This is a genomic window from Shewanella sp. SNU WT4 (assembly GCF_006494715.1).
GTDB lineage: Bacteria > Pseudomonadota > Gammaproteobacteria > Enterobacterales > Shewanellaceae > Shewanella.
The window spans coordinates 615,894-641,035 of the sequence record NZ_CP041151.1 but is presented as its reverse complement, the minus strand read 5'-3'; the positions used below and the strand labels follow the sequence as shown (position 1 = coordinate 641,035).

General features: G+C 46.7%; 22 protein-coding genes. 4 read left to right on the top strand and 18 right to left on the bottom strand.

Annotation, left to right across the window (positions count from 1 at the left end; translation table 11 throughout):
* The first annotated feature begins 8 nt into the window (after positions 1-8).
* Entirely contained in the window at positions 9-464 is a 456-nt protein-coding gene (locus tag FJQ87_RS02880) for a TerB family tellurite resistance protein (RefSeq protein ID WP_140930413.1), read from the top strand.
* 129 nt (positions 465-593) lie between these two features.
* On the opposite strand, the gene FJQ87_RS02875 is transcribed toward FJQ87_RS02880, so the two are convergent.
* The 16 genes from FJQ87_RS02875 to FJQ87_RS02805 form a co-directional block, all read right to left on the bottom strand.
* Positions 594-1,418, bottom strand: coding sequence for an HDOD domain-containing protein (locus FJQ87_RS02875; protein WP_140930412.1), 825 nt, complete (start codon positions 1,416-1,418; stop codon positions 594-596).
* A 66-nt stretch (positions 1,419-1,484) separates the two neighbouring features.
* A complete protein-coding gene (yjeH, locus tag FJQ87_RS02870; protein WP_140930411.1) occupies positions 1,485-2,744 on the bottom strand; it encodes an L-methionine/branched-chain amino acid transporter in 1,260 nt (419 codons plus the stop codon).
* Between the two features lie 292 nt (positions 2,745-3,036).
* On the bottom strand, positions 3,037-3,507 hold the full coding sequence (locus FJQ87_RS02865) for a hypothetical protein (RefSeq protein WP_140930410.1): 471 nt from the start codon (positions 3,505-3,507) through the stop codon (positions 3,037-3,039).
* A 66-nt stretch (positions 3,508-3,573) separates the two neighbouring features.
* Entirely contained in the window at positions 3,574-4,188 is a 615-nt protein-coding gene (locus FJQ87_RS02860; RefSeq protein WP_168195127.1) for a molecular chaperone TorD family protein, read from the bottom strand.
* Positions 4,189-4,294: 106 nt separating this feature from the next.
* On the bottom strand, positions 4,295-5,029 hold the full coding sequence (locus tag FJQ87_RS02855) for a DMSO/selenate family reductase complex B subunit (RefSeq protein ID WP_140930408.1): 735 nt from the start codon (positions 5,027-5,029) through the stop codon (positions 4,295-4,297).
* 3 nt (positions 5,030-5,032) lie between these two features.
* Positions 5,033-7,588: a DMSO/selenate family reductase complex A subunit gene (locus FJQ87_RS02850; RefSeq protein WP_140930407.1), complete on the bottom strand. Its 2,556-nt coding sequence runs from the start codon at positions 7,586-7,588 to the stop codon at positions 5,033-5,035.
* A gap of 392 nt (positions 7,589-7,980) precedes the next feature.
* Positions 7,981-8,112 (bottom strand): hypothetical protein, encoded by a 132-nt coding sequence (locus FJQ87_RS18905; protein ID WP_276613154.1) that lies wholly within the window; start codon positions 8,110-8,112, stop codon positions 7,981-7,983.
* Positions 8,113-8,226: 114 nt separating this feature from the next.
* Complete coding sequence (locus tag FJQ87_RS02845; protein ID WP_140930406.1) at positions 8,227-9,273, bottom strand: lipoate--protein ligase; 1,047 nt, start codon at positions 9,271-9,273, stop codon at positions 8,227-8,229.
* Between the two features lie 272 nt (positions 9,274-9,545).
* Complete coding sequence (locus FJQ87_RS02840; RefSeq protein ID WP_140930405.1) at positions 9,546-9,884, bottom strand: hypothetical protein; 339 nt, start codon at positions 9,882-9,884, stop codon at positions 9,546-9,548.
* Between the two features lie 116 nt (positions 9,885-10,000).
* A complete protein-coding gene (locus FJQ87_RS02835) occupies positions 10,001-11,266 on the bottom strand; it encodes an MFS transporter (RefSeq protein WP_140930404.1) in 1,266 nt (421 codons plus the stop codon).
* A gap of 199 nt (positions 11,267-11,465) precedes the next feature.
* The gene (locus FJQ87_RS02830; RefSeq protein WP_140930403.1) at positions 11,466-13,223 is read right to left on the bottom strand and encodes a flavocytochrome c; all 1,758 of its coding nucleotides are present in this window, start codon (positions 13,221-13,223) and stop codon (positions 11,466-11,468) included.
* 281 nt (positions 13,224-13,504) lie between these two features.
* The gene (locus FJQ87_RS02825) at positions 13,505-14,731 is read right to left on the bottom strand and encodes a HAMP domain-containing histidine kinase (protein ID WP_240778806.1); all 1,227 of its coding nucleotides are present in this window, start codon (positions 14,729-14,731) and stop codon (positions 13,505-13,507) included.
* A gap of 4 nt (positions 14,732-14,735) precedes the next feature.
* The gene (locus FJQ87_RS02820; RefSeq protein WP_140930402.1) at positions 14,736-15,398 is read right to left on the bottom strand and encodes a response regulator transcription factor; all 663 of its coding nucleotides are present in this window, start codon (positions 15,396-15,398) and stop codon (positions 14,736-14,738) included.
* 569 nt (positions 15,399-15,967) lie between these two features.
* Positions 15,968-16,810, bottom strand: a complete 843-nt coding sequence (gene fghA, locus FJQ87_RS02815) for an S-formylglutathione hydrolase (RefSeq protein WP_140930401.1) — start codon at positions 16,808-16,810, stop codon at positions 15,968-15,970.
* 127 nt (positions 16,811-16,937) lie between these two features.
* Entirely contained in the window at positions 16,938-18,068 is a 1,131-nt protein-coding gene (locus FJQ87_RS02810; protein ID WP_140930400.1) for an S-(hydroxymethyl)glutathione dehydrogenase/class III alcohol dehydrogenase, read from the bottom strand.
* A 242-nt stretch (positions 18,069-18,310) separates the two neighbouring features.
* Entirely contained in the window at positions 18,311-18,544 is a 234-nt protein-coding gene (locus FJQ87_RS02805) for a DksA/TraR family C4-type zinc finger protein (protein ID WP_140930399.1), read from the bottom strand.
* 307 nt (positions 18,545-18,851) lie between these two features.
* On the opposite strand from FJQ87_RS02805, the gene FJQ87_RS02800 reads away from it, so the two are divergent.
* Positions 18,852-19,727, top strand: a complete 876-nt coding sequence (locus FJQ87_RS02800; protein ID WP_140930398.1) for a LysR substrate-binding domain-containing protein — start codon at positions 18,852-18,854, stop codon at positions 19,725-19,727.
* A gap of 20 nt (positions 19,728-19,747) precedes the next feature.
* On the opposite strand, the gene dsdC is transcribed toward FJQ87_RS02800, so the two are convergent.
* Positions 19,748-20,704 carry a DNA-binding transcriptional regulator DsdC gene (dsdC, locus tag FJQ87_RS02795; protein ID WP_140930397.1) on the bottom strand — a complete coding sequence of 319 codons (957 nt, stop codon included), beginning with the start codon at positions 20,702-20,704 and terminating at the stop codon, positions 19,748-19,750.
* A 221-nt stretch (positions 20,705-20,925) separates the two neighbouring features.
* Here dsdC and dsdX point away from each other — a divergent pair, with 221 nt between their 5' ends.
* On the top strand, positions 20,926-22,263 hold the full coding sequence (gene dsdX / locus FJQ87_RS02790) for a D-serine transporter DsdX (RefSeq protein ID WP_140930396.1): 1,338 nt from the start codon (positions 20,926-20,928) through the stop codon (positions 22,261-22,263).
* Between the two features lie 21 nt (positions 22,264-22,284).
* Positions 22,285-23,607, top strand: a complete 1,323-nt coding sequence (gene dsdA / locus FJQ87_RS02785) for a D-serine ammonia-lyase (protein ID WP_276613153.1) — start codon at positions 22,285-22,287, stop codon at positions 23,605-23,607.
* Between the two features lie 99 nt (positions 23,608-23,706).
* On the opposite strand, the gene FJQ87_RS02780 is transcribed toward dsdA, so the two are convergent.
* Positions 23,707-25,062: a sodium-dependent transporter gene (locus FJQ87_RS02780; protein WP_140930394.1), complete on the bottom strand. Its 1,356-nt coding sequence runs from the start codon at positions 25,060-25,062 to the stop codon at positions 23,707-23,709.
* Positions 25,063-25,142 lie beyond the last annotated feature (80 nt).

Genomic DNA, 25,142 nt, shown 5'->3' with positions numbered 1-25,142 from the left:
TCTCGGTCATGATTTCAAAACTCAAACAATTATTGCTATCGCACTTGCAGCCACAAACGCCAGAGCAGCAACAACAGCACCTTAATATTGCGGCGGCAAGTATGCTGTGCGAAGTGATTTTTGCTGATGAACAAGTCTCAGATGCAGAAGCTGATTTATTACCAGACCTACTAAGTTCACTGCTCAATTTAGATAAAGATCAGGCAGAGCAACTGACAGAAGAAGCCAAGCTTAGCCGCCATCAGGCCACGTCCTTGTATGAATTTACCAATGAGCTTAATGATAAATTTAGCTTGGAGCAAAAACGGCAATTGATCTTAGCCATGTGGAAACTTGCCTATGCCGATGGCCGTTTATGCCAGTATGAAGATCAAATTATTCGCCGCTGCGCCGACTTACTTTATCTAAAACACAGCGAGCTGATTCAATTACGCAATCAAGCGCGCGACAGCCTCAATCTCTAATGCATTAGATACCAACGCAGCGCCAGACGTCATAGCTAACGCCACAAAAATAAAGGCTTCACCCTAAGGTGAAGCCTTTATTTATTGTTTCATCGCAGTAACTCACTGCCGCTAGACTCAAGCCTCGGCTTAAGCGAGCATTTTACCCATGGCATAACCTTGACCCCGAATCGCAGCTAAACGCTCAGCTAAGCCATCCATAGGAATTTTTAGGCCCGCAACATTAGCTGTGGTAGCTAACCAAGAAGTGCGCCCATGGTCTTCAATCGTGTCCCAATCGGCGATCACTTTCTTAGCAAAGTACAATAGACCAGCCAATTCGCAATAAGGAGAGGTTTCATCGGGATGATTTTGAAAACGTATACCATCCACTAAGGATACTGGGAACTTCCAGTTGTCAGCCATTAACGCGCCAATATCAGCGGCCGCGTAACCAAGCACTGCCACTTGGCTGGCTTCCAAACCACCACCAGCATCAATTAAGGCTTTAATTTCAACGGCACTATCGGCCATCATAGTGGCAATTAATAAGTCACCAATATTGTGCAAAATGGCGCAAGTGAAGGCTTCTTCTGGCTGACTTTTGGCGACTTTAGCCACCACCTGACAAAAACATGCCACTTCAAAGGTATTACCCCAGAATTCACTGAGATCGACATGGTTTGATTTAGGAACGGCGCCAACTAAGGCAGAGGCAATCACTAAGGTTCGCAGTTTTTGCATCCCTAAGCGCACCACGGCTTCATCTAAGGAAGCAACTTCGCGGCTATTGCCAAAATATGCTGAGTTTGCCATCCGCAGCACCTTAGCGCTGACGATAGGCTCTTGTGCCAATTTGCTGGAAATCCCCTTAATTGTCGCCTGACTATCATTGACTACATCTAATAATTCACTGATGGCCTTTGGTAACCGAGGTAATTCATCCACTTTAGATAAAAGTAGTGCTGCATCCATGACCTTTCTCCTTTTGTTGTCTCTAAAAATATAGTCAACAATTGTCATGCGCACTCACTTTACTATTTAAATTCTTGAATTTAGCTTAACGGCTCTCACTCTTCGCAGTGTCCATAACAGCATAACGCAGCCACTAAATATCAGGCCACCATAAAGCATGCCGGCACCGATTGACCAAGCTAATAAGCCACAAAAAGCCGCTGAGAATGCGACTATCCAGTATATGCCTTTATCCTTAAGTAGCTTGGCGGCGGCCAGCATACACAAGCTATAAATCAGCACAAATACGCCGTTACTCCAACTAATTAAGGTTTCAAGAGAAGCGCCATAAAACTCTGCAATCACTAAAATAACTGCCATAGCGATAAGTAACAGTGAAAGCGCATTGATGGGCACCCCTTTAGCATTTTTATGACACAGAGCTTCAGGCAACAAGCCTTGCTCGGCAAAACTTGCCATTAATCGGGCGCAGCCTGCGCTATAGACGTTAACCGTGGCCAAACCGCTTGCTACCCCTAAAATGCCAATAATCACAGTGCCGCCCGCCCCAAAAAAGTGATTAAACAGCATCACCATAGCCTCAGCACTATTAGTGGCATGACTCATGGGAAACCACAGCAATAAGCAAGTACAAAGTAGATAAATCACCCCAACTAATGACGTGCCGATTATGATGGCAGCCAGCATGTCGCGTTTGGGGTCAATAAAATCATCGCTCAGATGAGTGACGGCTTCTATGCCAAGAAAGCTCCACAGACCTATGGCCATAGCAGCCATGACGGCATTGACTTCTATCTTGCTGACTACTGCCATAGATAATTGGCTTATCTCTCTTGAACCGCCTGCAATTAATGCCACCACCACGGCCACTATTAGCAGAGTTAAGCCGAGCTGTAATTTGGCCGACACTTGAATACCGCCGCGATTTACCCACCACAGCAGAGCTAACATAGACAGCTGGATCAAGAGCGGCCAAGCGCCCGTAAAGTGCCAAAAAAGCTCAATAAATTCATAAGTCATTAATAGCGCTGCCGGCGCGCCAATGGGCACCACCAGCAAAAACATCAAGCCGATGACTCGCCCAAGCACAGCGCCAAATGCCAGCTCAGTAAAATAGGCAGGCCCCGCCGCGTGGCTAAACGTCGCGGCCAAACGACCAAAAACCCAAGCTACAGGTAAGATGGCTAAGGTTAATACCAGCCAAGCGATAACAGCATTACTGCCCGCTAACGCTAGGGTCATTTGCGGCAAAATAAACACGCCAGTGCCGAGCAAAGTTGTGGCCATCATAGCCGCGCCTTGAAGCCGGCCAAGTTTATGACTCATGAATATCCCTTGAGATAACGCTAAGGGCCTGAGTATATCGCCAATCCATTAACAAGCCGTCAGCATTTGTGGGTATTTTAACCACAAATAACATCTAATCAGTCAATCTAAGCCAGTTAACGATTTGCAGGGAGACAGGTTTTACTCATAGCGGTTTGCCAGGCGCTATTTGCCACCAGCAATTTTCTATTGTCTTGCCGCATGGCAAATCAACATAGCAAATAAACATGGCGACTAAACATAGCAACTCAAGATGGCAACTAAGAGGGGGATTGGAAGTATGGGGGCTGCCTTAGCGCCCCATATTGCGGCTTTGTTGACGTCTAACTTGCTGACCTTGCGCCAGCACTTCGGCTAAATGCAAAATCACGCTTAAGGATGAAGCCAGCGCTTGCTGCTCTGGCGCCAATCCTTGCGCTTGCCATTGCTTGGCAAGCTTAATGGCGATATTAACGATTAACTGCTCAGGCTGAGACAGGTTTTGCTGCGACGCCTTAACAAACAATAACCTAAAGGCATCGAGCAGCACGCTCATCACTACTTCATCGGCGAGTTCTGTATTGGCATCACACTCAAATCGCCAATCGCTTTCACCATCAAGCGCTCGATAACTCATGGCGGCAATTAAATTAGTCACAGTAGTTAAACTGGTGGCGCCAACAAACAAGGCGCTAATGTCTTGATTAGCGACTAAATAGCTAGCTAGATGCTGGGCAAAATCCGCTTTTATGCGCTGTGCCGCCAAGGCATTAATCACACTCATAATTAGCACTCACTCGTTAACCATGCTCTTAAGCAATCTTTTGACACTCATAAACTATGCCGCAGCTTACCCTTGCAATTCTAACCATACAGTTAACTGCTGCAAATAATCGCGAGTTAACAAGGCTAATGCCCGATAATAATCGGTATCGCTATGATCAGCTAAACGGTCAATACAAGCAGGAGCAAACGTCATAATAAATTGCGCTAATAACTGCGCAAGCCAAGCGTCACTGCAATAAATTTCATCGCTGCCAAGGGCGGCATCTGCGCCAAGACCGTTGGCTAACATGGCCAATAACAACCCCATATGATCTAGCGGCTCATTGCGCTCACTATCAATATTAATGCCCGCTTGACGATAAAACGCCATCAAGGCTTGGGTACTAACATCATTGAGCAGCCCAGTTTCGCACAAATACACTGAGCCCCAAGGCGGACATAAAGGCACGCCTGGGCCAATAAACAAACGGCTATAGTCTTTAAGCAATTCATCTAGACTGGCTTGCGGTTTAGACAGTAACTCACAGCCCTGCATACTTGCTTGGCTGCGGGCGAGCGGCCATTCTTGACACCAATCGACTTGACTAAACTGAGCCAATAATTCGGCAGATGGCGGCTGAAACCACAAGTTATGGAGCACTTGGGCCATGGCTTGCATTTCTTCACGGGAGATAGTCATACTGGCTTCCACTGAGTTAACGCCTAAGGCGTTGAATAAGTTAGCAATCAAAAGGCCAAGGCGCACAGCACCTTGGCCTTAATGCTTACTCTTAGAGGTTTAAGACTTACACTTCAGCAGGGTTAAGTACGCTGCCTTCCACTAAGTTAAGCTTAGGCTCGCTATTTGATGGCCATGGCTGGCTATAACACAAGCCTATGGTCTCTTTCGCTGGGCGACCATGACGGTTAGCCTTAATGATTAAGTTAGGCTTAGTAATGTCTGGAGATGGCAGCGGCGCAATATGGCCATCGCCTTCGCCATACTTGGCCTTAAGCTTATCCATGGTATCGAAATCCAGCGCGCGCAGCGGGCAAGATTCAACACAAATCGGCTGACGACCAATGGCGATACGCTCAAAACAACCATCGCACTTAGTCATGACTTTACGATCAGGGTCGAGCTGCGGCGCGTCATAAGGACAAGCACAAGCGCAGCTTTCGCAACCAATACATAAGTCTTGCTTAATATGCACTAAACCATCTTCAGCGCGCTTATGCATAGCGCCCGTTGGGCAATACTTAACGCACGCCGGCTCATTACAGTGATTGCAACCAATCGACATATAGTAAGCAAACACGTTTTGGCTAAAGCTACCATCATCATTTGTGGTCCACTCACCGCCGCCGTATTCATACACACGGCGCCACAACACGCCTTTCATGGCTGAAATACCCGTGGCACCTTCGCCTTCACCGCGCTCAAGCCCGACCATGCGATCTTTACAAGCCACATGACAAGTCTTACAACCAGTACACTTAGTAGTATCTAGGTAAAAACCATATTGAACATTTGCTTTCATGGCTTATGCCTCCTGTTTCGCAGCAATTTGCACGCGGTTAGTGTGCTGAGGATTGCCCTTAACCACTGGGGTTGGGTGATACTTGGTCAGAACGTTTAAGGCGCCATTGATATCCACTGGGCGACCTTGCTGATCTTTATCTGTCCCCGGCTTATACCAGCGGCCTTCACCCATGGCAGTAACGCCAGGAGCAATACGCGGAGTAATACGCACAGGCAATTCGGTCATGCCGCGATCATTCCATACTCGCACTGTTTGGCCAGACACTAAGTTGCGCGCTGCTGCGTCCATAGGGTTCATCCATACCGCATCTTCTACCGCTTCACGCAGCCAAGGCACGTTGTCATAGCTTGAATGCACTCGGCCTTTAGTGTGATAACCAATTAACTGCAAAGGATATTCCACCGCAGTTTGCTTATCTTCATAGCCATCCCAAGTCACCACATACTGAGGTAATGGCGTGATTTGATAACGCTCTTGCTGCTGCTCGCTGCTAAAGCGTTGCTGCTCTTCCACGCTCCAATAATTTTGTAACTGCCAGTTGGCGCGTTTATCTGCCAGTGACAAAGAATAGATTTCAATCTTGCCTGATAATGTTTTAACCCCGTAGGCATCATCTTTGCCGGCTACCCAATCTTTAAGCACCACAAAGCTTTCAGGCATGTATTTGCGGAATACCCCTTGCTCTTGCGCTTCGCTATAGGTTGCTGGCAAACCAATATCTGGGTTGTTAGCGCGGGTTTGCTGGTACAAGGTATTATTCCAATCGGCAACATTTTTGCCTTCGGTATAATCATCACAGCCCATAGCCTTAGCTAAGCCAGTGCAGATGTCGTACATGTTTTTGGCTTCACCCAGCGGCTTAACCCCAGTGCTCATCATGGTCATATAACCCATTTGGCCTGATGCATAAGAGTCACCCGCTAAGTCATCAGACTCAAGCCAAGTGGCAGCAGGTAAAATGTAATCTGCGTAGCGCGCCGATGGCGTCATCCAGCAATCACACACCACAATCAGCTCACACTTACTGGTGTCGCTTAAAATCTTAGTGGTGCCGTTAATGTCTGAATGCTGGTTAACAATGGCATTACCGCTGACATTGATAATGGCCTTGATGTTGGAATCTAAGCTTTCAGCGCCCTTAAGGTTATGGGTATAAGGGGTGAATTCTTTACCGCGCTCAATGGCTTCGCTAAAGGTAAATACTGGAATAGTGGCTTTAACTGGGTTATCACCAATATCAATACCAGCCACGCCTAAACCGTAGTTCATTGGCATAGCGCCAGTGTTAACCCCAGGCTGACCTAATTTACCGGTTAAAATCGATAACATGTACAAGGCGCGCGTGGCCTGATCGCCATTGGCATGACGGCTAACGCCAGCGCCTATGCTGATGTACGGCGCTTTAGCGGCCATAATGGCATTGGCTAAATCACGAATTTGCGCGGCGCTAATACCTGTGCGCGCCGCCGCCCACTCTGGGGTGCGCGCTAACTTGCTATAGGTGCCAAGAATATAATCGCGATAGTTTTCTTCTGGATTGATTAACGCCGCGTAGCGCTGCTGTTCGCTATCATCAGACGCTGCCCACAAGGCTTTAAAGCTCGCCAGTGACTCATAGTCATAACCTAAACAATGCTTATCTAAGAAGGCTTTAGAATTGTTTTCAATCCAGCCGCTGCTAATCATTTCATAAGCTATGGCTTCGGCTAATGCCGCATCTGTGCCAGGGCGAATAGGCAACCACTGGTGCTCTTTACCCAGCATAGAGTCGGTATAACGGCTATCAACCATGTATACCTTAATGCCCGTTGGGTGGTTATTCAGTGCCTGCACAAAGTCATAGCCTTCACCGCTACCACTCATGCGCATTTCATTCGGGTTAAAGGCAACCCCTAAAAATAAGTCAGCATTAGCAATTTCAGCTAAACGCGAGCCATAGTAAGCATGGCCAGCATCACCATAAGTGGCTTCGGCCGCCATATACAGCTGCGCCCACGAGTAATCCCAATGGTGATCTAAGTAACCGCCAGTTTTATTGAGTAAGCGCTGCCATACCTGATAACCAGCAAAGCCGTAATAGGCGCCGCTGCGGTAATGGAAGTAAGTGGATGCTGGGCCATGATCGCGGCGGATTTGCATCAGCTTTTCACCCACTTCTTGGTAGGCTTGCTCCCAGCTAATGGCAACGAATTGATCAAGCTCACCAGTGCGAGTTGCGCCAATACGCTTCATTGGGGTACGTAAACGGTCTGGGGCATAAGTACGTTGGCGCAGTGAGCGGCCACGAGTACAACAACGAATTTGGTGATTCTCGCCATATTGATCAGAAGTCTCGTGGTCGGTCTCAACCCGAGTGATCACCCCATCTTTACTGAAAACCTTGATAGGGCAGTTAGAACCACAGTTTACCAAACAGGCGGACCAGTGCTGAACTTCATCAGCAGTAGGTTGCAGTGGCTTGCTAAATGCAGGAGTTTTAGTGCTAGGGTTACAGGCGCTAACGGTAGCAGCGCACCCCATGGCGGCACTCATTTTTAAGAAACTTCTACGTTCCATGACTTATGACCTCAATAGAATCCACAGCCTATTTGATTGGTGATAGCCTTGGCTTTGGCTAACTTTGGTAATCAAATCAAGCTGTATTAGTGATATCCATTGTAAGAGATCTCAGGGTTCAAACTGCAGTTGTTACTTTTTCACTAGGTAGAATTGTGGCGCAAGCAGCAAATTAGCCAAAAACTTGAGTTGACTCACGCTTAAGGCTAAATAATCGAACTAAATCAATAGAGCCTATACTGCTGAAAAATAAAACATTAATACAGTTACTAATATCTAAGGCCAAGAGCAAGTTGCCAACTTGATCGACGCTTGTTACAAAACCCGCCGAGCCGCTTATTAAAAAAACATCGCTTTAGTCAAATTTTGAACAAAAAGACATTTTATATGACTCAAACTAGGTAGCGCAGGTTGTTATTAGTGGCGCCATTAACAGCGCCATTGGGAATGTCATTAACAGTGCCGATAGCTGCGCCAATAATAGCTATGCCAACAATAGCTGTGCTAATAAAAGTGCCAGCCAAAAAGCACGCAAGCCACTAATAGGTTAAGTGGCTTGTGGCTTGCTAAGCTGCAATAAAAAGGCAATAAAAGGGCAGCTTGTGATCAAGGGCAGTGTTAAACCATTAATGTATCGACTAATCGATTTGCGTGGTTAACCACTGGCTAAACTGCGCCATATTTTCAAGGGTTTGCGCGTCCATTGCGAGGGTGTTAGTCGCCATCACCTCAGCAATTTTGGCCTGTAAGCTCGTGGCTTGATAAGCGCAGCCTACCAACTCTTGGGTCAAACATTCAAATGGCGTAGGCTCGAGCATATCGGTAAATAAGGTGGCCGTCATAATCTGCCCTTTTTCCACGGCAAACAGCATTTCAACCCCGCCCCAACTAAAGCGCTCATCTAGGCTGTGAGTAAACGGCGGCGTTTGACCAAAGTTCCAATCCCAACTTTGCTGGGTGGCAAACTTGTCACTTAACCCCGGTAAATCAACGCCCTTACCCGCAGCAAAATCATCATCAGAAATATATTCAGGCGCCACTGACTCACCATAATAGTCACTGAACGCAGCAATCATGGCATCACACACTTGCTGATGATCTATATCGCTCTTAACGGTATTAAGGTTAATCACCCGCGATTTCACCGAAGTGATGCCCTTGGCCTGCAATTTTTTCGGATCTGGCGTTAGATAATCCCCAAGACGCTGCATGTCAGCACTCAGTAATAAAGTGCCATGATGAAAGCCCCGCTCTTGGGTTTCACGGTACGCTGAACCTGAAAATTTACGTACGCCATCGCCATCATCTATCACTAAATCATTACGACCATTGGCGCAGCCTTGAATACCTAAATTTGCCAAAGCATCGAGAACAATTTGGGTGGATATATCTTTGTTGTATTCGGGCTTGGCCGCCATAAAGGTGAAGTTAGAATTGCCTAAATCGTGGAATACTGCGCCGCCTCCCGTTTGGCGCCGCGCTAGTTTCACCCCATCTTCGGCCATCTTATCGGTGCGGCACTCACGCCAAGGATTTTGCGCACGGCCAATCACCACAGTATCGGCATTGCGCCATAAAAACAGCACCCGCTGATCGGTCGGCATATTGCGAAAAATAGTGTCTTCAACCGCAAGGTTAAACCAAGGGTTAGTGGAGGTAGAAATCAGAATGCGAGTGCGATGCATAAGTCAGTGGCCCAAAAACGATAATGACAGGATTTTAGACCCCAAGGGGTGGTGAGTGCCATAAGTCATGGCACGATATGACTGATTGATGGGGTATATTTGTCTTTAGGGAGTTTTTATCCGGTTATCCTGCCACGAGCGCTGCTTTATTGGCTACTGTGTTGTCGGCTACTGTTTTATCAATATCTAGGCTCACCGCCACCTCGCTTCGGCGGTTTTCGAACACGACAACACACTAGCTATTCAAACGCCCGTATTGGAATGCAGGATGATTAGCGGGTAATCACATTTACTATATCTAAGATTTTTCGCGTTTTTTCATCAAGCTTAATAATCGAATCATCGACTCGAATACTAATTCGCCCATCTCTATCGAGGGGCATCACTATATGGCCGCGATCATAAATATCGCTATGCAAAATATCGCCGCGGCGCAGTTTCTTCTGCCAGCCTGGTGGCAAAGGTTGCCCTTGATCCACTTTCTTTTGTAAACCCGGTGGCAAGCCTTTGTCTTTTTTATGATGTTCACCACCCGAATTAGCCGTAGCTATGGCTGGCACGAGTAAGCTTGATAACACGCAGCCAATAACCCATCTTGATATTTTATTCATACAGACTCCCGCTTATAGTGAATTTCATGCCAGTTACCTCGCCATTCATAGCATCAATAATAGCCTTGATAGCGCATCACTCGCTTTAAAAAATCGTTGCTCATAACTTAACCATATCACAGCTTGCTGAAATCTGGGCGCGAGAGGCGGTTGAGTATGGAATACAAATAAAATACTAATCCGCACAGGGCGGCGCCGATGAGATATAACCAAGTGCCGCTTAAGTGATCGAGAATGATACCGCCACCGAGCGGCGCAAGCGCAAAGCCTAAGTCATAAAATGAGGCCGCGCCGAAATAGGCGCCGCGTAACTTAGCGGGGGCGAGGCGGTCAATATGCACATTCATGGTCGGGAATAAAATAGTTTCAGCCAAACTCATTACGATAATGGCGCTAACCCAGCCCCAGAATAAATCTATGGGGTTGGCCGCTAACCAACACTGCGACAGCATTAATAATACTAAGCCCATGCGAATGCGCTCTGTTAGTTCAAACCGTGCCAGCAATTTTAATAATAAATACTGAGTCGAGATAATCACTAACGCATTAGTCAAAATCAGTGATGAAATGAGCTCCAGCAAATTGGGGGCATTGGCGCGGGTTAAATATTGAATCAGCGAACTATCCATTTGCGCATAAATGAACATACATAAAATATTGGCAACTATTAGGCATTGCAGCAATTTATCTTGCAATAACACCCGCATTATCTGCCGCCGCCCAATAACGGCAGAAGCCATACCATCGTCAGCCTTAGGATTAGCGCAGATTTTGCTTAAGTCATTAGCGCCCTGTTTTGTCTGATGTTTAAAGCCAAAAAATAGCAGTACTAATAGCAAAGCAAAAGCCGCAGCTGTGATATAAAAACTCGATTGCTGACCGGTAACGCCAAACCAAATGCCAAGTAATGGCCCTAAGGCGCAGCCGACATTGACCACAAAATACAAAGATTGCATGGCTAATTCGCGGGTTTTGACATCGGCAATAATATCGCCCACGGCTGCTGAAGTAAGTGGCCGCCACAGCGCAGTAGCTATTGAGCATAATGTCATGACCACGACATAGCCCACCACAGTATCCACTTCCGCCAGCAGTGAAAATGAAATGACGTAAAGCACACCAGTGAAATACATTAATTTCTGCCGACCAATTTTGTCCGATAACGAGCTACCAACAAAGCTAGTAACCACAGAAATTAACGCTGCGCTAGATAAGACTAAGCCGACTTCGGTGGCTGTTAGCGCAAACTTCTCATAAAGAATTACCGCTAGAAAAGGCCATACCATGTAATAACTGCCGCGGGTAATAAACGAGCCAAATAATAAAATCCACATGAGGCGCGGAAATTGTTTAAAGCGGGCAAGTGACACGTCTGAATGCATCTAGGCCAAACTTTTAAGGCATTTAATCGGTGGTTAAATATACGGAGCAATTGAGTAAAAAGTAGCTAATGTTAAAAATAAATCTTAATAGCCGCTATAAATTGATGGCATCAGAGACTAACAGCCACAAACAAGATGTCCCCATAAAAGAAAACCCTCAACATATTGAATATGCCGAGGGTTTGGCAGAAAAAGAGTGTTACTTAGCGGCAGCTGCCATTTGGCCAGCAATTCGGCCGTACACAATAATATCTGTGTAGGCATTGCCTCCTAGGCGGTTAGTGCCATGAGTCAAACCTGTAACTTCACCAGCGGCATAGAGACCAGGAATAACCTTGCCTTTAGTATCAATCACATGGGTTTTAGTATCCGTAACTAAACCGCCCATAGTGTGATGCACTGAAGGGGTAGCCTTCATTATCCAGTAAGGACCTTGGCTCAAGTTCACTAAACCCGCTCTGTGATTAAACGCCTCATCCTTACCTGTGGCAGCGTAATGGTTAACGTCCGTCACTGTGCTCATCAAGCTTTCTAGTGGGATATTGAATTTGGCTGCGGCTTCTTCAAGCGAGTCAACTTTGAACATCAAGCCACGACTGTGCAAGTCAGCAAATTCACCTGGGTGCATATCGATAGTGCCACCTATATTATCAATCGCTTGATTCCACAGCACATAGGTATAAGCGCCTGTTTGCGCCAGAATGGCGTGACTTATCACGTCACGACGTTCAAGCTCTTCTACAAAGCGCTTACCTTCCTGATTAATCAGCACTGCACCAAAAAAGCGCGAGTCAGCAATCAAGGCAATAGCACCAGATTCTGGATTACAGATAGGGTAAGTCTGGATATAACCAAGGTTTTGAGTGGCTGCTTTGATTTTTTCGGCCAACACAATACCATCCCCCATACCGCCCGAGTGACCTGTGGTGCCATAACGCTCATCAAGCTCTGGGTTGAATTTTTTGCGCATTTCGATGTTAGCCGAGAAACCGCCCGTAGCAACCACGACACCTTTGGTCGCGTGATAAGTAATCTTTTGCCCATTCTTAGTGGCTTCAACCCCAACGATACGACCTTGGTCGTCCATAATCAGGCGATCGGCGGTAGTATGTGTGTGTACTGGCAGGCCGACGTTTTCAGCCTTAGTCGCAAACTTTCCGATCACTTCAGCGCCAGTATGCCCTTTAGGGATCAAAGCACGTTTCACGCTGTGACCACCAAACTGAAATAGTTGATTAGGGTAAAACTCCACTTCTACATAATCGCGTAACCACTCGGCGGCATCGACCGCATTGTCGACCATGGTTTCTACCATTTCAGGATTACCTTGGTAGTCGCCACCTTTGAGTGTGTCCTCGATAAACAGGGCTTTGGAGTCTGTAATGCCCATATTTTTTTGAACCCAGCTACCAGCAACATTCATCTCAGCGCCAGAAATTAGCGAGTTGCCACCAATGATTGGCATTTTTTCTATGATGACTGCAGAGGCGCCGCTTTCAATCGCTTCCAGACCGGCACTAAAGCCCGCACCGCCGGCGCCAATCACTACTACATCATAAGTGTAATCAGTAGGTTGCGCTGCTTGCTGTTTGCCACCAACAGCGGCAGCAGCCACTAAAGTGACACCTGCAGCTTTAACGCTATCTGCGACGGCTTGTTTCAGTGCATTAGAAGTAACTGTTGCCCCTGAAATACCATCTACGTCGACTGAATTGGTAGCTATGATGGCTTGACGAACATCCTTATATACCGCTTTGGCTAGTACTTTATTTTCTTTTTGCTCAATAACATCAATTTGGGTGATTTGACCGTTAGTGAAAGTCGTTTCGACCACCAGTTCACCATGTTTCCCCTGAGCTTTGCCTTTGGTTTTAATGATTTCGTTGGTGGCGGCGCAGCCTGCAATGACTGCCGTAGCAACCAAGCTGATAACCAGAACTGAGTTCTTCAATTGCATAATCCATTTCCTGCTGAAGTACGACCCATGAAACCGTCAATGCTTGACATTAGCGCCCTGGGCTCGCGTCATACCTGCGTAATTTATAGAGAGAATGACAGTACTGCGTCTATAAACCGTGACAGAGTTTAATGAAGGCCGCCAAGCTTGATTGTTATGAAGAATAAAGAAAACATCCTTTATCTCAGAGCCTACAGCGACAGTTCAAAGAGGTTTGATAACAGGGGGTTCCCTGTCTTCACTCCCATAATGAACTTGCTAACGTCAAAATTACGTAAAAGTCAGTGGCCAAATTTGGGAGCCGTATCGACTTTTAGTGATGCGACAAACTGCTTGCCATCAATATGTGAGGTAAATGGCCAATTCAATTGCTCGGCTAAGCGAGCAACCAAGATTAAGCCAAGACCAAAGCCCACAGTATTGTGGGCGCATATGGGATTACTTATGGTAAACAGACCATGTTGTTGAGTCAGTAATACCTGACTATCACCATGCTCTAGTGCGTTGCGGATAAGATTATTGAGCATAATGCTCAAAGGCTCTACCAATAGAATCAATGGGCTATCATCACTATCTATCGTCACTAAGCCAGGTTTATCCTGCGCGTATTCCTGTTCGGCAACCAGTTGCTTAAGCAGATGACAAGGATTAATGCTTCGAGGCGCTAAGTTGACACTGGTTTTATTAGTCAGCCATAGCAAAGTCTCAATCAGGGATTTCATTTGCGAAGTCGCTTGGCTCGCTGACTTTAACGGTCCTGTTAACTCACCTTGCTGCAGTGTGATCAACTCAAATGATGACTGGCATATAGCCACTGGAGTGCGCAACTCATGGCTAGCAAAGCGCAGAAAATCCAGTTCCCGCTGCTGGGTCTGCTGTAATTGCTGCAAGGAATGATTAAGAGCATCAACAATGGATTGCAATTCAGCATACCCTTGCTTAGGAAAGCTAAAATCTTTACTGCTTTGCCAGTCATGCAGCTTAATTGCTTGGCTTATTTTATGAACTGGATTGATCACTTTCTTCTGCATATGAAAGGCTAGACTAGCCACCACCCCAAAGGTCATGATCACCAGCAATAAAATCGCCGTCATATTCTTGGGGGCAAACAATAAATCATGAGTGACATCATAATGCAGCCACATATACAAAGGGCGGCCATCCTGAGTGATGTGTACCGATAACGTATCAACAAAGGGGCCATCTTCATGGGCATTGACTATGCCTGTATTCTCATCAGGTATTTGATAGTTGTTTAGCGCCTTGATTTTGTCTGGCACTTGCTGCCAATCGGCATAAATATGAATATTGTCGGTCGAGAGTTCAGTTAAGCCATTTTGGAACATCACTTCAGCGGCTTGCGCAGTATTGCGCAGCGCAACCTGATGCATAGAAAACATGCCAGTACACATCATGCACAAGGGGATAATCATGTTAATCAGTAAGGTTACGGCCAAAAATACTAGACCATAGAACTGGTAACTGCGCTTAAGGCTGAACTTAGGCATAATATTAACTCGCCCTCAGGCACAAACCGACGCCACGAATAGTGTGCAGTAATTCCGAATCAAATGGTTTATCAACAATTTTCCGCAATAAATGAATATGCGCGCGCAAACAGTCACTATCAGGCGGCGAGTCAGGCCAAAGCATGCGCTCTATTTCTGCCTTTTTGACCGTTTCAGGGCTACGTCTAGCGAGTAATGCCAGTATTTGCCAAGCGGTTGGACTGAGTGGCAATACTTGTTGCTGGCGAAATGCTTGGTGAGCACTAAAATCTATGTCCAAATCGCCTATGGTCAGATTAATACTGGGGGCACGTCTATGCGCCAATACCTTAAGCCGCGCCACTAACTCTTCCATAGCAAAAGGTTTAATCAAGTAATCATCTGCACCCGCTTCAAAACCATTAAGCCTGTCGTCTAAATGGCTGCGGGCGGTCAACATGATGACTGGAGTGCCTATGCATTGAGCCTTCCAACGGGCGCAGGCCACTATGCCATCACCATCCGGCAAGTTTAAGTCCAATACAATAACATCAAATGTTTGCTGTAAAAGACGCTGTTCGGCTTGGGCTAAATTCTCGGCGTAATCACACTCGATACCTTTTATCGCCAAATACTGGATTAGATTGTTGGCAAGTAGACGATTATCTTCAACCAATAAAACAAACATGATAATTCCGTTAGATGATGTGATGAGGAAAAGATAAATGAGCACCCTGTGGCCAGCGGGTGCTCGAAGCTAAAGACTGAAATTAGTACTGCATCAGGAACTTAGTGGCGATGTCGACATCTGGTGTAAATAGGCGGTCTTTATCGTAATAAGGCAATGATAGGCGCAATGACCCGCCTGGAAATAGTCAGTGATTTTTACGTATTACAGTCAAAGCTTATTAAACTAGAACTGTCGCGATTAAACCGCGAGCAGCATCACAAGAGGTTAATGCGAGGTAATAAGTAGGTCACAACTCTAATCAATACTAACACTGTCACCAAAGAAGCTTGAGTCAACAAACAGCCTTACAATCTCAATAATCCTTATAATTTCAAAGCGTGATCAAACATAAATGCCACACGCATAGGACTCATACCCCGCGGTTAATGATAGCTAGTAGGTAGTGGCATTAGGTAAGACAGTATCATCACAGCGCTTAACTAATGATGTTTAAAAGCGGAGGTTTTATTCAAGGTGAGGACTGAGTAGAACCACACCTTGTTAATCATTATCTAGTAGTGAAAGAGTTATGGCTTATACAAATGCTTGGCGTGAAAACGCAGATGGTTTGCCATAAAACTTGAGACAAAATAGTAGCTATGATCATAGCCTTCGCGATAATTCAGAGTTAACGGGTACTGACTTACCTTAGCGGCAGCAACAAGTATCTCAGGCGTTAACTGCTCAGCTAAAAAGTTATCCGCATCCCCTTGTTCCACTAATGCTGGGACAGTTTGCACTGCGCTGCGCATTAACACGCTAGCGTCATAGTTTGCCCAAGCGGCGGTATCTTTACCTAAATAAGCCGTGAATGCTTTTTTACCCCAAGGGCAATTCATGGGATTGGTAATCGGGCTAAAGGCAGAAACTGACAGATAACGCTCAGGGTTTCGCAGCGCTATCATTAATGCGCCGTGCCCGCCCATAGAATGGCCTGAGATGGCGCGTTTATCCGTAACCGGAAAGATAGACTCAATCAAGCGCGGCAGTTCATGCACTACATAATCATACATTTGATAATGGCGATTCCACGGCGCTTGGGTGGCATTGACATAAAAGCTCGCCCCTTGGCCTAAGTCATAACTGGCATCATCGGCGACATCATCGCCTCTAGGGCTAGTATCTGGCGCCACTATCGCTATTCCAAGTTCAGCCGCTAGCGCCTGCGCGCCTGCTTTTTGCATAAAGTTTTCATCGGTGCAGGTTAAGCCAGAAAGCCAATACAACACAGGCACCTTGTTGATGGGCGATGCTTGTGGCGGCAAATAGATAGCAAAGCGCATGTCGCAATGTAAGGTGCTGGAATGATGCCGATATTGCTTATGCCAACCGCCAAAACTCTTGTTCACGCTAATACTGTCAACTATCACTATGGCGACTCCTCTCGATGTTTGCGTCAGTGCTTAGGTGCACTTATTTCAAAGCTTGTATTTCAAAGCTTGTATTTCAAAGTAAGCACTACAAGCGCCAGCGGCGCTTGTAGTATTAAGTCACTGATTATTTATCGAAATGAATGACAGTGCGGATACTCTTACCTTGATGCATTAACTCAAAAGCCTCGTTCACTTGCTCAAGCGCCATAGTATGAGTAATGAAATCGCTTAATTGGAACTCGCCTTGCAAGTAACGCTCAACATAATCTGGCAATTCTGAGCGGCCTTTGACCCCACCAAATGCAGAGCCTTTCCATACCCGGCCTGTGACTAATTGAAATGGTCGCGTAGAGATTTCTTGGCCGGCGCCCGCCACCCCAATAATCACAGATTCACCCCAGCCTTTATGGCAACACTCAAGGGCTGAGCGCATGACATTGACGTTACCAATACATTCAAACGAGTAATCTACGCCGCCATCGGTGAGCTCAACTATCACGTCTTGAATCGGCTTGTTGTAGTTTTTCGGATTAATAAAGTCGGTCGCGCCCAGTTTAGCGGCTAACTCAAACTTACTCTCGTTAATATCCACCACTATGATGCGTGACGCTTTTGCCATAGTGGCGCCAATCACGGCCGACAAGCCAATGCCGCCCATGCCGAAGATAGCCACAGTCGCGCCTTCTTCCACTTTGGCGGTATTCATTACGGCGCCCATGCCAGTCGTCACGCCGCAGCCCAATAAACACACTTCTTCAAGTGGCGCGCTAGGGTTAACCTTGGCAAGGGAAATCTCAGGCAAGACTGTGTATTCAGAGAAAGTCGAGGTGCCCATATAATGATAAATAATCTGGCCATCTTTAGAGAAACGGCTAGTTCCATCTGGCATTAAGCCTTTGCCTTGGGTTTCACGAATTTTTTGGCAGAGGTTAGTCTTGCCCGACTTACAGAATTTGCATTCGCCGCACTCAGGGGTGTAGAGCGGAATGACATGATCGCCCACTTGCACGCTAGTCACACCTTCACCGATAGACTCAACGATGCCGCCGCCTTCGTGTCCCAAAATACAAGGGAAAATACCTTCAGGATCATCACCCGATAACGTAAAGGCATCGGTATGACACACACCTGTGGCTATCATTTTTACTCGCACTTCGCCTTTTTGCGGCGGCATAACATCAACTATTTCCATAGTTAATGGCTGACCGACTGCCCAAGCGACTGCAGCTTTGGATTTAATTATTTGTGCTGTCATAGATACATCCTCACATTGAAACTGAAAAACGGTCTTATCTGGATCTGTGCCGTGATTAATGGCAAGTAGTATAACTAGCACTCGATAATTGATAATCCCATGCTGGAGTAAAGCGCTTTTACCATAGGGTAATAATGGGGCGTTACTTGGGTGAAAAACTATACGCCTGCATGCTCAAAATAACAGCAATTAATGCGTTATTGCTGCGCAAATAAACTAAGCAAAACCACACTTATCATCTATCACCTTTTTGAACCCTTTTTTTGCTGTAAATCTTGCTCATTTTGGCAAGCAACACACAAGCGCACGCCGCGAATGGCCTGTTGGCGCGCCGCTGGAATTGGCGCTTCACACATTTGGCAAATCTCAAAACTTGGGCCTACAGGCAAGCGCTTCCTCGCCGCGGTAATGCCCTCTTCAATACTGCTATCGATTTGCTCTTGCACTGCCCCTTCTTTTGCCCATCCTCCTGCCATGACATCCCCCTTTCAGCCATAGACACTTGCCCACAAGCCATAGAAAATCGCCAATAGGCCAATGTTTTGGATATGTTTACGAGCATTTAGCCACTATATTTACCCGCTATATTCATCAAGAATGAAATAATAATCCGTGCATCGTGCCAATGACTTTTACCTATAAGTAATAATGCTATATTGCCAAACAAGAGTTTTGGCTTCATCAGCCAAACCCAGCAACTGAGATAGTTTATTTTAGTCGATACACGATGCGGCCACTAAAACAGAGTCAGCAACGCGGCCACACTCACATCAAGGAATACACATGGTTAATTGGGAAGGAGTCAGCGAATTTGTGGCGGTGGCCGAGGCCGAAAGTTTTACTCAAGCCGCCAAACGCCTTGAAATATCCATAGCGCAAATGAGTCGACAAGTGAGTGCGTTAGAAACGCGCCTTGCCACTAAACTCTTGCATCGCACTACCCGCAAAGTGTCACTCACTGAGGTTGGCCACATCTATTATCAGCATTGCCGCCAAGTGTTAGATGGCTTGGAAGACGCTGAGCGCGCCATTACCAATTTGCAGACCATACCGCGCGGCCTGTTAAAAATTACCGCCCCTATCACTTATGGTGAAAGAACGCTGGCGCCGCTATTAAATGACTTTCTGCTTAAATATCCTGAGCTGGAAGTGAAAGTTAACCTCACTAATCAGAAGGTTGATTTAGTCGATGGCGGTTACGACTTGGCAATTCGCTTAGGAATACTCGAAGACTCAAATTTAATAGCCAAACGCTTAGGCACCCGTACCCAATATGTGTGCGCATCGCCTGACTATATTCAGGCATTTGGCATACCGCATTCATTGTCAGAGCTTGATAGGCATAACTGCATTCAAGGCACGTTAGATTACTGGCGATTTCAAGAAAACGGTAAGACTCGTAACATTAGAGTGAAAGGTAATCTCAGCTGTAACAGTGGCTTAGCTTTGGTTGATGCGGCGATTAAAGGCCTAGGCATAGTGCAACTGCCTGATTACTATGTTGAACATTATCTGCTCGATGGCCGCCTAGTACCGCTACTGGAGCAGCACCGCCAACCAGACGATGGCATTTGGGCGCTGTATCCGCAAAACCGTTACTTATCCCCCAAGGTGCGCATGCTAATCGACTTTTTAAGCGAACAGCTAAATGAGCAATAAAGCCAAAGCTCAGCGAGAGATTAACTCAGCACAGCCTTTGGCTTTATGGCTTCTTGCTTAAGCCAATCCATAAATAACTTGGCCTTAGGATTTAAATCGCTGTCGCGGCTTGCCACATAATAACTTTGCTCGCATTCCACTTGGCGCGTCCCAAACGGGGCAATTAACTCGCCGCTAGCAATGCGCTTACTCACCAGTTGGCCGCGCCCCATGGCAATACCAGCATGATTAATAGCGGCGATCACCGCCAGATCTGAGCGATCAAAGCGAATGGCGCTGCTGACTCCCGCTAGAGAGATACCATGATGATCGGCCCAATACTGCCATTCATCACCATCAGAATCATATTCCCACGCCTGATTGTCATGCAGTAAGGTGCAATCTGCGAGCTTACTGGGGTTATCAATTAAGCCCAATTCTTTGGCATAACTTGGGCTACACACCGGCATTATGGTTTCGTGCATTAAGTGCTGGCAGTGCAATTTAGGATGCTGCTTATTATCGTAATAAATCGCTAAATCAATCTGATAGCCATTAAAGTTAATATTTTCATTGCCGGTTAAAATATTAATCGAGATAGCTGGGTAACGCCGACAAAACATGGCAATTTTAGGCACTAACCAGCACTGGGCAATCGATGGGCGCGAATACACAGTTAACTTACCGATAATTTCTTGATTCTTAATCTCCAGCACTTCTTGATTAAGTCGCTGCAAACTGTCCTTTAACTGCACATACAACCGCTTACCTTCTGGAGTTAATTCAATACGGCGATGAAATCTGGCAAATAACTTAAACCCAAGTTCAGTTTCTAAGGCGCCGATTCTGTGACTAACGGCGCTAGCGCTGACACACAATTCCGCCGCCGCTAACGCAAACGACTGATGGCGAGCCACCACTTCAAAGGTATGTAACTTGGCGAGCTGATAGCTGCTCAGTAGGCGGTTGCGCTGAAAATACTCTTGCTGGGAATACATGACATAACTCTCATTTTAGATGCGGTTTATATTACGCCAAGCCGCCTTAGTCAGCCTAAATCAACGCTTAAATTGCGAGCTAGCACGCAGCAAAACGCACAAACGTGATGCTAGCAACCAAGTTGCCATTATCCAGCTCATGCGAACCGCTAGATTGATCTTTTGTCAGTGCCGCCGCAATTGGGTTCAATAGCCGCACTTTCCGACAAAGAGATAATAATATGGAATCCCAACTTTGGATCATTGCCACCCTCATCAGCAGTATCTTGCTGATTGTAGTGAGCATAGTTAAATGCAAACTTCACCCATTTTTAGCCCTGTTACTCGCCAGTTTTTATGTGGGTGGTATGATGGGGATGGCGCCGCTAGACATGATTAAGGCCATGGAATCTGGCATAGGTGGCACCTTAGGTTTCTTAGCGATTGTCATTGGTCTTGGCACTATTCTTGGCAAGATGATGGAAATCTCAGGCGCAGCAGAGCGCATTGGCATCACCTTGCTGAAATCACGCTACTTAAGCCCAGATGTCATCATGGTGCTAGTCGGCCTAATTTGCGGCATTACCTTATTTGTTGAAGTGGGCGTAGTGCTGTTAATCCCGCTAGCGTTCTCCATTGCGCGCAAGACCAATACCTCGTTACTAAAACTTGCCATTCCCCTGTGTACTGCGCTGATGGCGGTGCATTGCATTGTGCCACCGCACCCTGCCGCCTTATTTGTGACTAACGCCTTAGGCGCAGATGTAGGCTCTGTCATTATTTGGGGCTTATTGATTGGCCTAGTGGCGTCATTAATCGCAGGTCCACTGTTCTTAAAATTGTGCGGCGATAGACTGCCATTTTTAACTGTGCCTGAGCAGTTTAATGAAGTCTCGACTAAGCCTGAGAGCGAACTGCCATCGTTAGCTGTGACCTTATTTACCATTTTACTGCCGATTATGTTGATGCTGATAAAAACTCTGGCCGAGCTTTATATAGCGCCAGAGTCAAGCTTGTACACGGCATTAGAATTTATCGGTAACCCAATTACCGCCATGTTTATCGCGGCTTTCGTTGCTTACTATCTGCTGGGTCTGCGTCAGAAAATGACCATGACAGGCTTACTGACTAAAACCGAAGACTGCTTTGCTTCTATTGCCAATATTTTGCTGATTATCGGTGCGGGCGGTGCGTTCAACGGCATTTTAAGTGGTAGCGGCATGGGCGACAGCTTAGCGCAGATTTTGGCTAACCTAGATATGCACCCAATTCTGCTAGCCTGGTTAGTCGCCATCATACTGCATGCGGCCGTTGGCTCAGCCACAGTTGCCATGATGGGTGCTACCGCTATCGTGTCACCGCTATTAGTGCTTTACCCAGAGTTAAGCCCTGTGATTGTGACCTTAGCCATTGGTTCAGGCGCGATTGGTTGCACCATAGTGACAGATTCCTTGTTCTGGCTAGTCAAGCAGTACACAGGTGCCACCTTAAAACAGACCTTTATGTATTACACCACAGCGACCTTTATTGCCTCGCTGATAGCACTGGCCGCAACCTTTGCTTTGTCCTATATCATTTAATTCCCTGGCGGAGATAACATTATGAATGCCGAACAATTAATTACCAACTTCCCGCTAGTCACTAAGCTTATCAAGCTTGAAGAAGTGAGCTGGTTTAACCCGAATATCACGACTCTTGATGTCGCTTTGCCTTACGTGGGTTTAACTAGCCTTGATGTGGCAGATGCCAGCGCGCGCCTGCAACGCTTTGCGCCTTATCTAAGCCTTGCCTTCCCAGAAACGGCAGTCACCAAGGGTATTATTGAGTCTGAGATTGAAACTATTCCAGCCATGAAATCGGCCTTAGAAAGCCGTTATAATCAAGAAATTACTGGTCAGTTATTACTGAAAAAAGACAGTCACTTGCCAATTTCTGGCTCAATTAAAGCCCGCGGCGGTATTTATGAAGTACTGACCCACGCCGAGAAGCTGGCAATTGCAGCCGGAATGCTGACCACAGCAGATAACTACCAGAAACTGTTCAGCGAAGAAATGCGCCAGTTCTTCAGCCAGTTCAGTATCGCTGTCGGTTCAACCGGTAACTTAGGCATGTCGATTGGCATCATGAGCGCCAAGATAGGCTTTAAAGTCAGCGTCCACATGTCGGCCGATGCACGCCAATGGAAAAAAGATAAGCTGCGTAGCCACGGCGTTATAGTGCATGAATATGAACAAGACTATGGCGTCGCGGTTGAACAAGGACGCAAGGCGGCAGAATCTGATCCAAGCTGTTTCTTCATTGATGATGAAAACTCACGCACCTTATTTTTAGGCTATTCAGTGGCGGGAGAGCGCTTAAAAGCGCAGTTTGCGGGGGCGGATATTAAGGTTGATGCCGAGCATCCACTGTTTGTTTACCTGCCGTGCGGTGTAGGCGGTGGCCCTGGTGGCGTAGCCTTTGGCCTCAAATTAGCCTTTGGCGATAATGTTCACTGTATCTTTGCCGAACCCACCCATTCGCCTTGCATGTTGCTTGGCGTACACACAGGTCTGCATGACAACATTGCCGTACAAGACTTAGGCATTGATAACATTACTGCCGCTGACGGTTTAGCCGTTGGCCGCGCCTCAGGTTTTGTCGGCCGCGCCATGGAGCGCATGTTAGATGGTTATATCACGCTGCATGATCAGCACATGTATGACTTGCTGGGATTATTAGATAACACCCAAGGCATACGTCTTGAACCATCAGCCTTAGCCGGTATGCCAGGCCCTGCTCAAGTTAGCGCCGATACAGCTTATCAAGCGCGCATGGGGTTCACAGCCGATAGGATGGCCAATGCCACGCATCTGGTATGGGCCACTGGCGGCGGCATGGTACCAGAGGCTGAAATGGCAAAATATTTAGCCCGCGCGACTGCCTAATATTTTGTTCAGTATTCACAGGCTAAGCTTGATCTAAACCAAAAATGGCGACCTAAGGGTCGCCATTTTGATATGTATGCTAGTGCTATAACCTAAAGCTTATTGCAATAACTGCACGATAATCAGCAAAATTAAGCCAGGGCACACAAACTTAACGTAACTTGGCCACCAGCGCCAAAACCAATGGCTAGTATCTACGCCATCTTGCTGCACTATCACAGCCAATAACTGCTGACGGTTCCACACCCAACCCACATAAATAGCGATGCCTAAGGCAATTAACGGCTGTGCGCGCTCTGTGGTTAAGGTAATAATCAAGCTAAACAAGCTATCGAAATAACACACCACCAGCACAGATAACGCGGCAATCACTAACCCCACTAAGGCGCTGGCTTGATTGCGACCTAACGCGGTTTTCTCCACTAAATAACTGGTTGGCACTTCAACAATAGAAATGGCTGAAGTCAGTCCGGCGATAGTCATCAGCATAAAAAACACTATGGCTAACAAGTACTGACTCACGCCGCCTAAGGTTTCAAACAAGGCTGGCAGCACAGTAAAGACTAAGGTGTCGGCATTCAATAAACTGCCATCGGCAGCAAAAATCTCAACGCCATTATGCTGCGCCACATACATGGCTGGCAGCACCATTAAGGCCGCTAAAAATGCCACGCAAGTATCAGTTAAGCTGACATAAGCAGTCAGCTTGCCTAAGTTTTCTTGCTGACTCACATAAGCGCCGTACACCATCATGGCGCCTGTGCCTATGGTTAAAGAAAAGAAGGTTTGCCCAAGCGCGCCAATTAATACATCCGCGTCCCACACTCTTGAAAAGTCAGGCACTAACAACACGGTTAAGCCTTCCATAGCGCCATCTTGCGTCAGAATATAGCCAACGCCCGCCACCAAAATCAGCAGTAATAGCGGCATCAAACGCTTTGACCAGCGCTCAATACCTTGCTGTACGCCTTGGCGGATGACCAAGATCACCATGGCAATAAATACTAAGGTAAATACCAGATTGCGCGATACTGAAAAGTCCGTCAGCCAAGCGCTCACATCATTCATGCCCGCCATTTGCGCCACCGGCGCCATGGCATAACTCACGAACCAACCAGATAAAATACTGTAAAAGGTGCAAATCAAGGTGGCGGTAATAATCGAAAATATGCCTATGGCCTTACCGATTTTTTTAGCCAAAGCGCCCTTAGCCACCTTGGCCATAGCATCGGCAGGATTAGTTTGGCCGTGACGACCAATCATAAGTTCCGCCAGCAGCATGGGATAACCTAAAACCAAGATCAGCAATAAATACACCAGCAAGAAGGCGCCGCCGCCATGAGTGGCTGCTTGGGTTGGAAACCCCCAAATATTACCTACCCCAACGGCAGAACCTGCTGCCGCCATAATAAAGCCAATACGCGAGCTAAATTGCGTAGCTGCTGTTGATGCCATGGTTAACCTCGACCACTGAAATGAGCGCGCATCTTAATGCCTCACGCCCAAGTGTCAACGCGATAAATCAGCTTTAATTT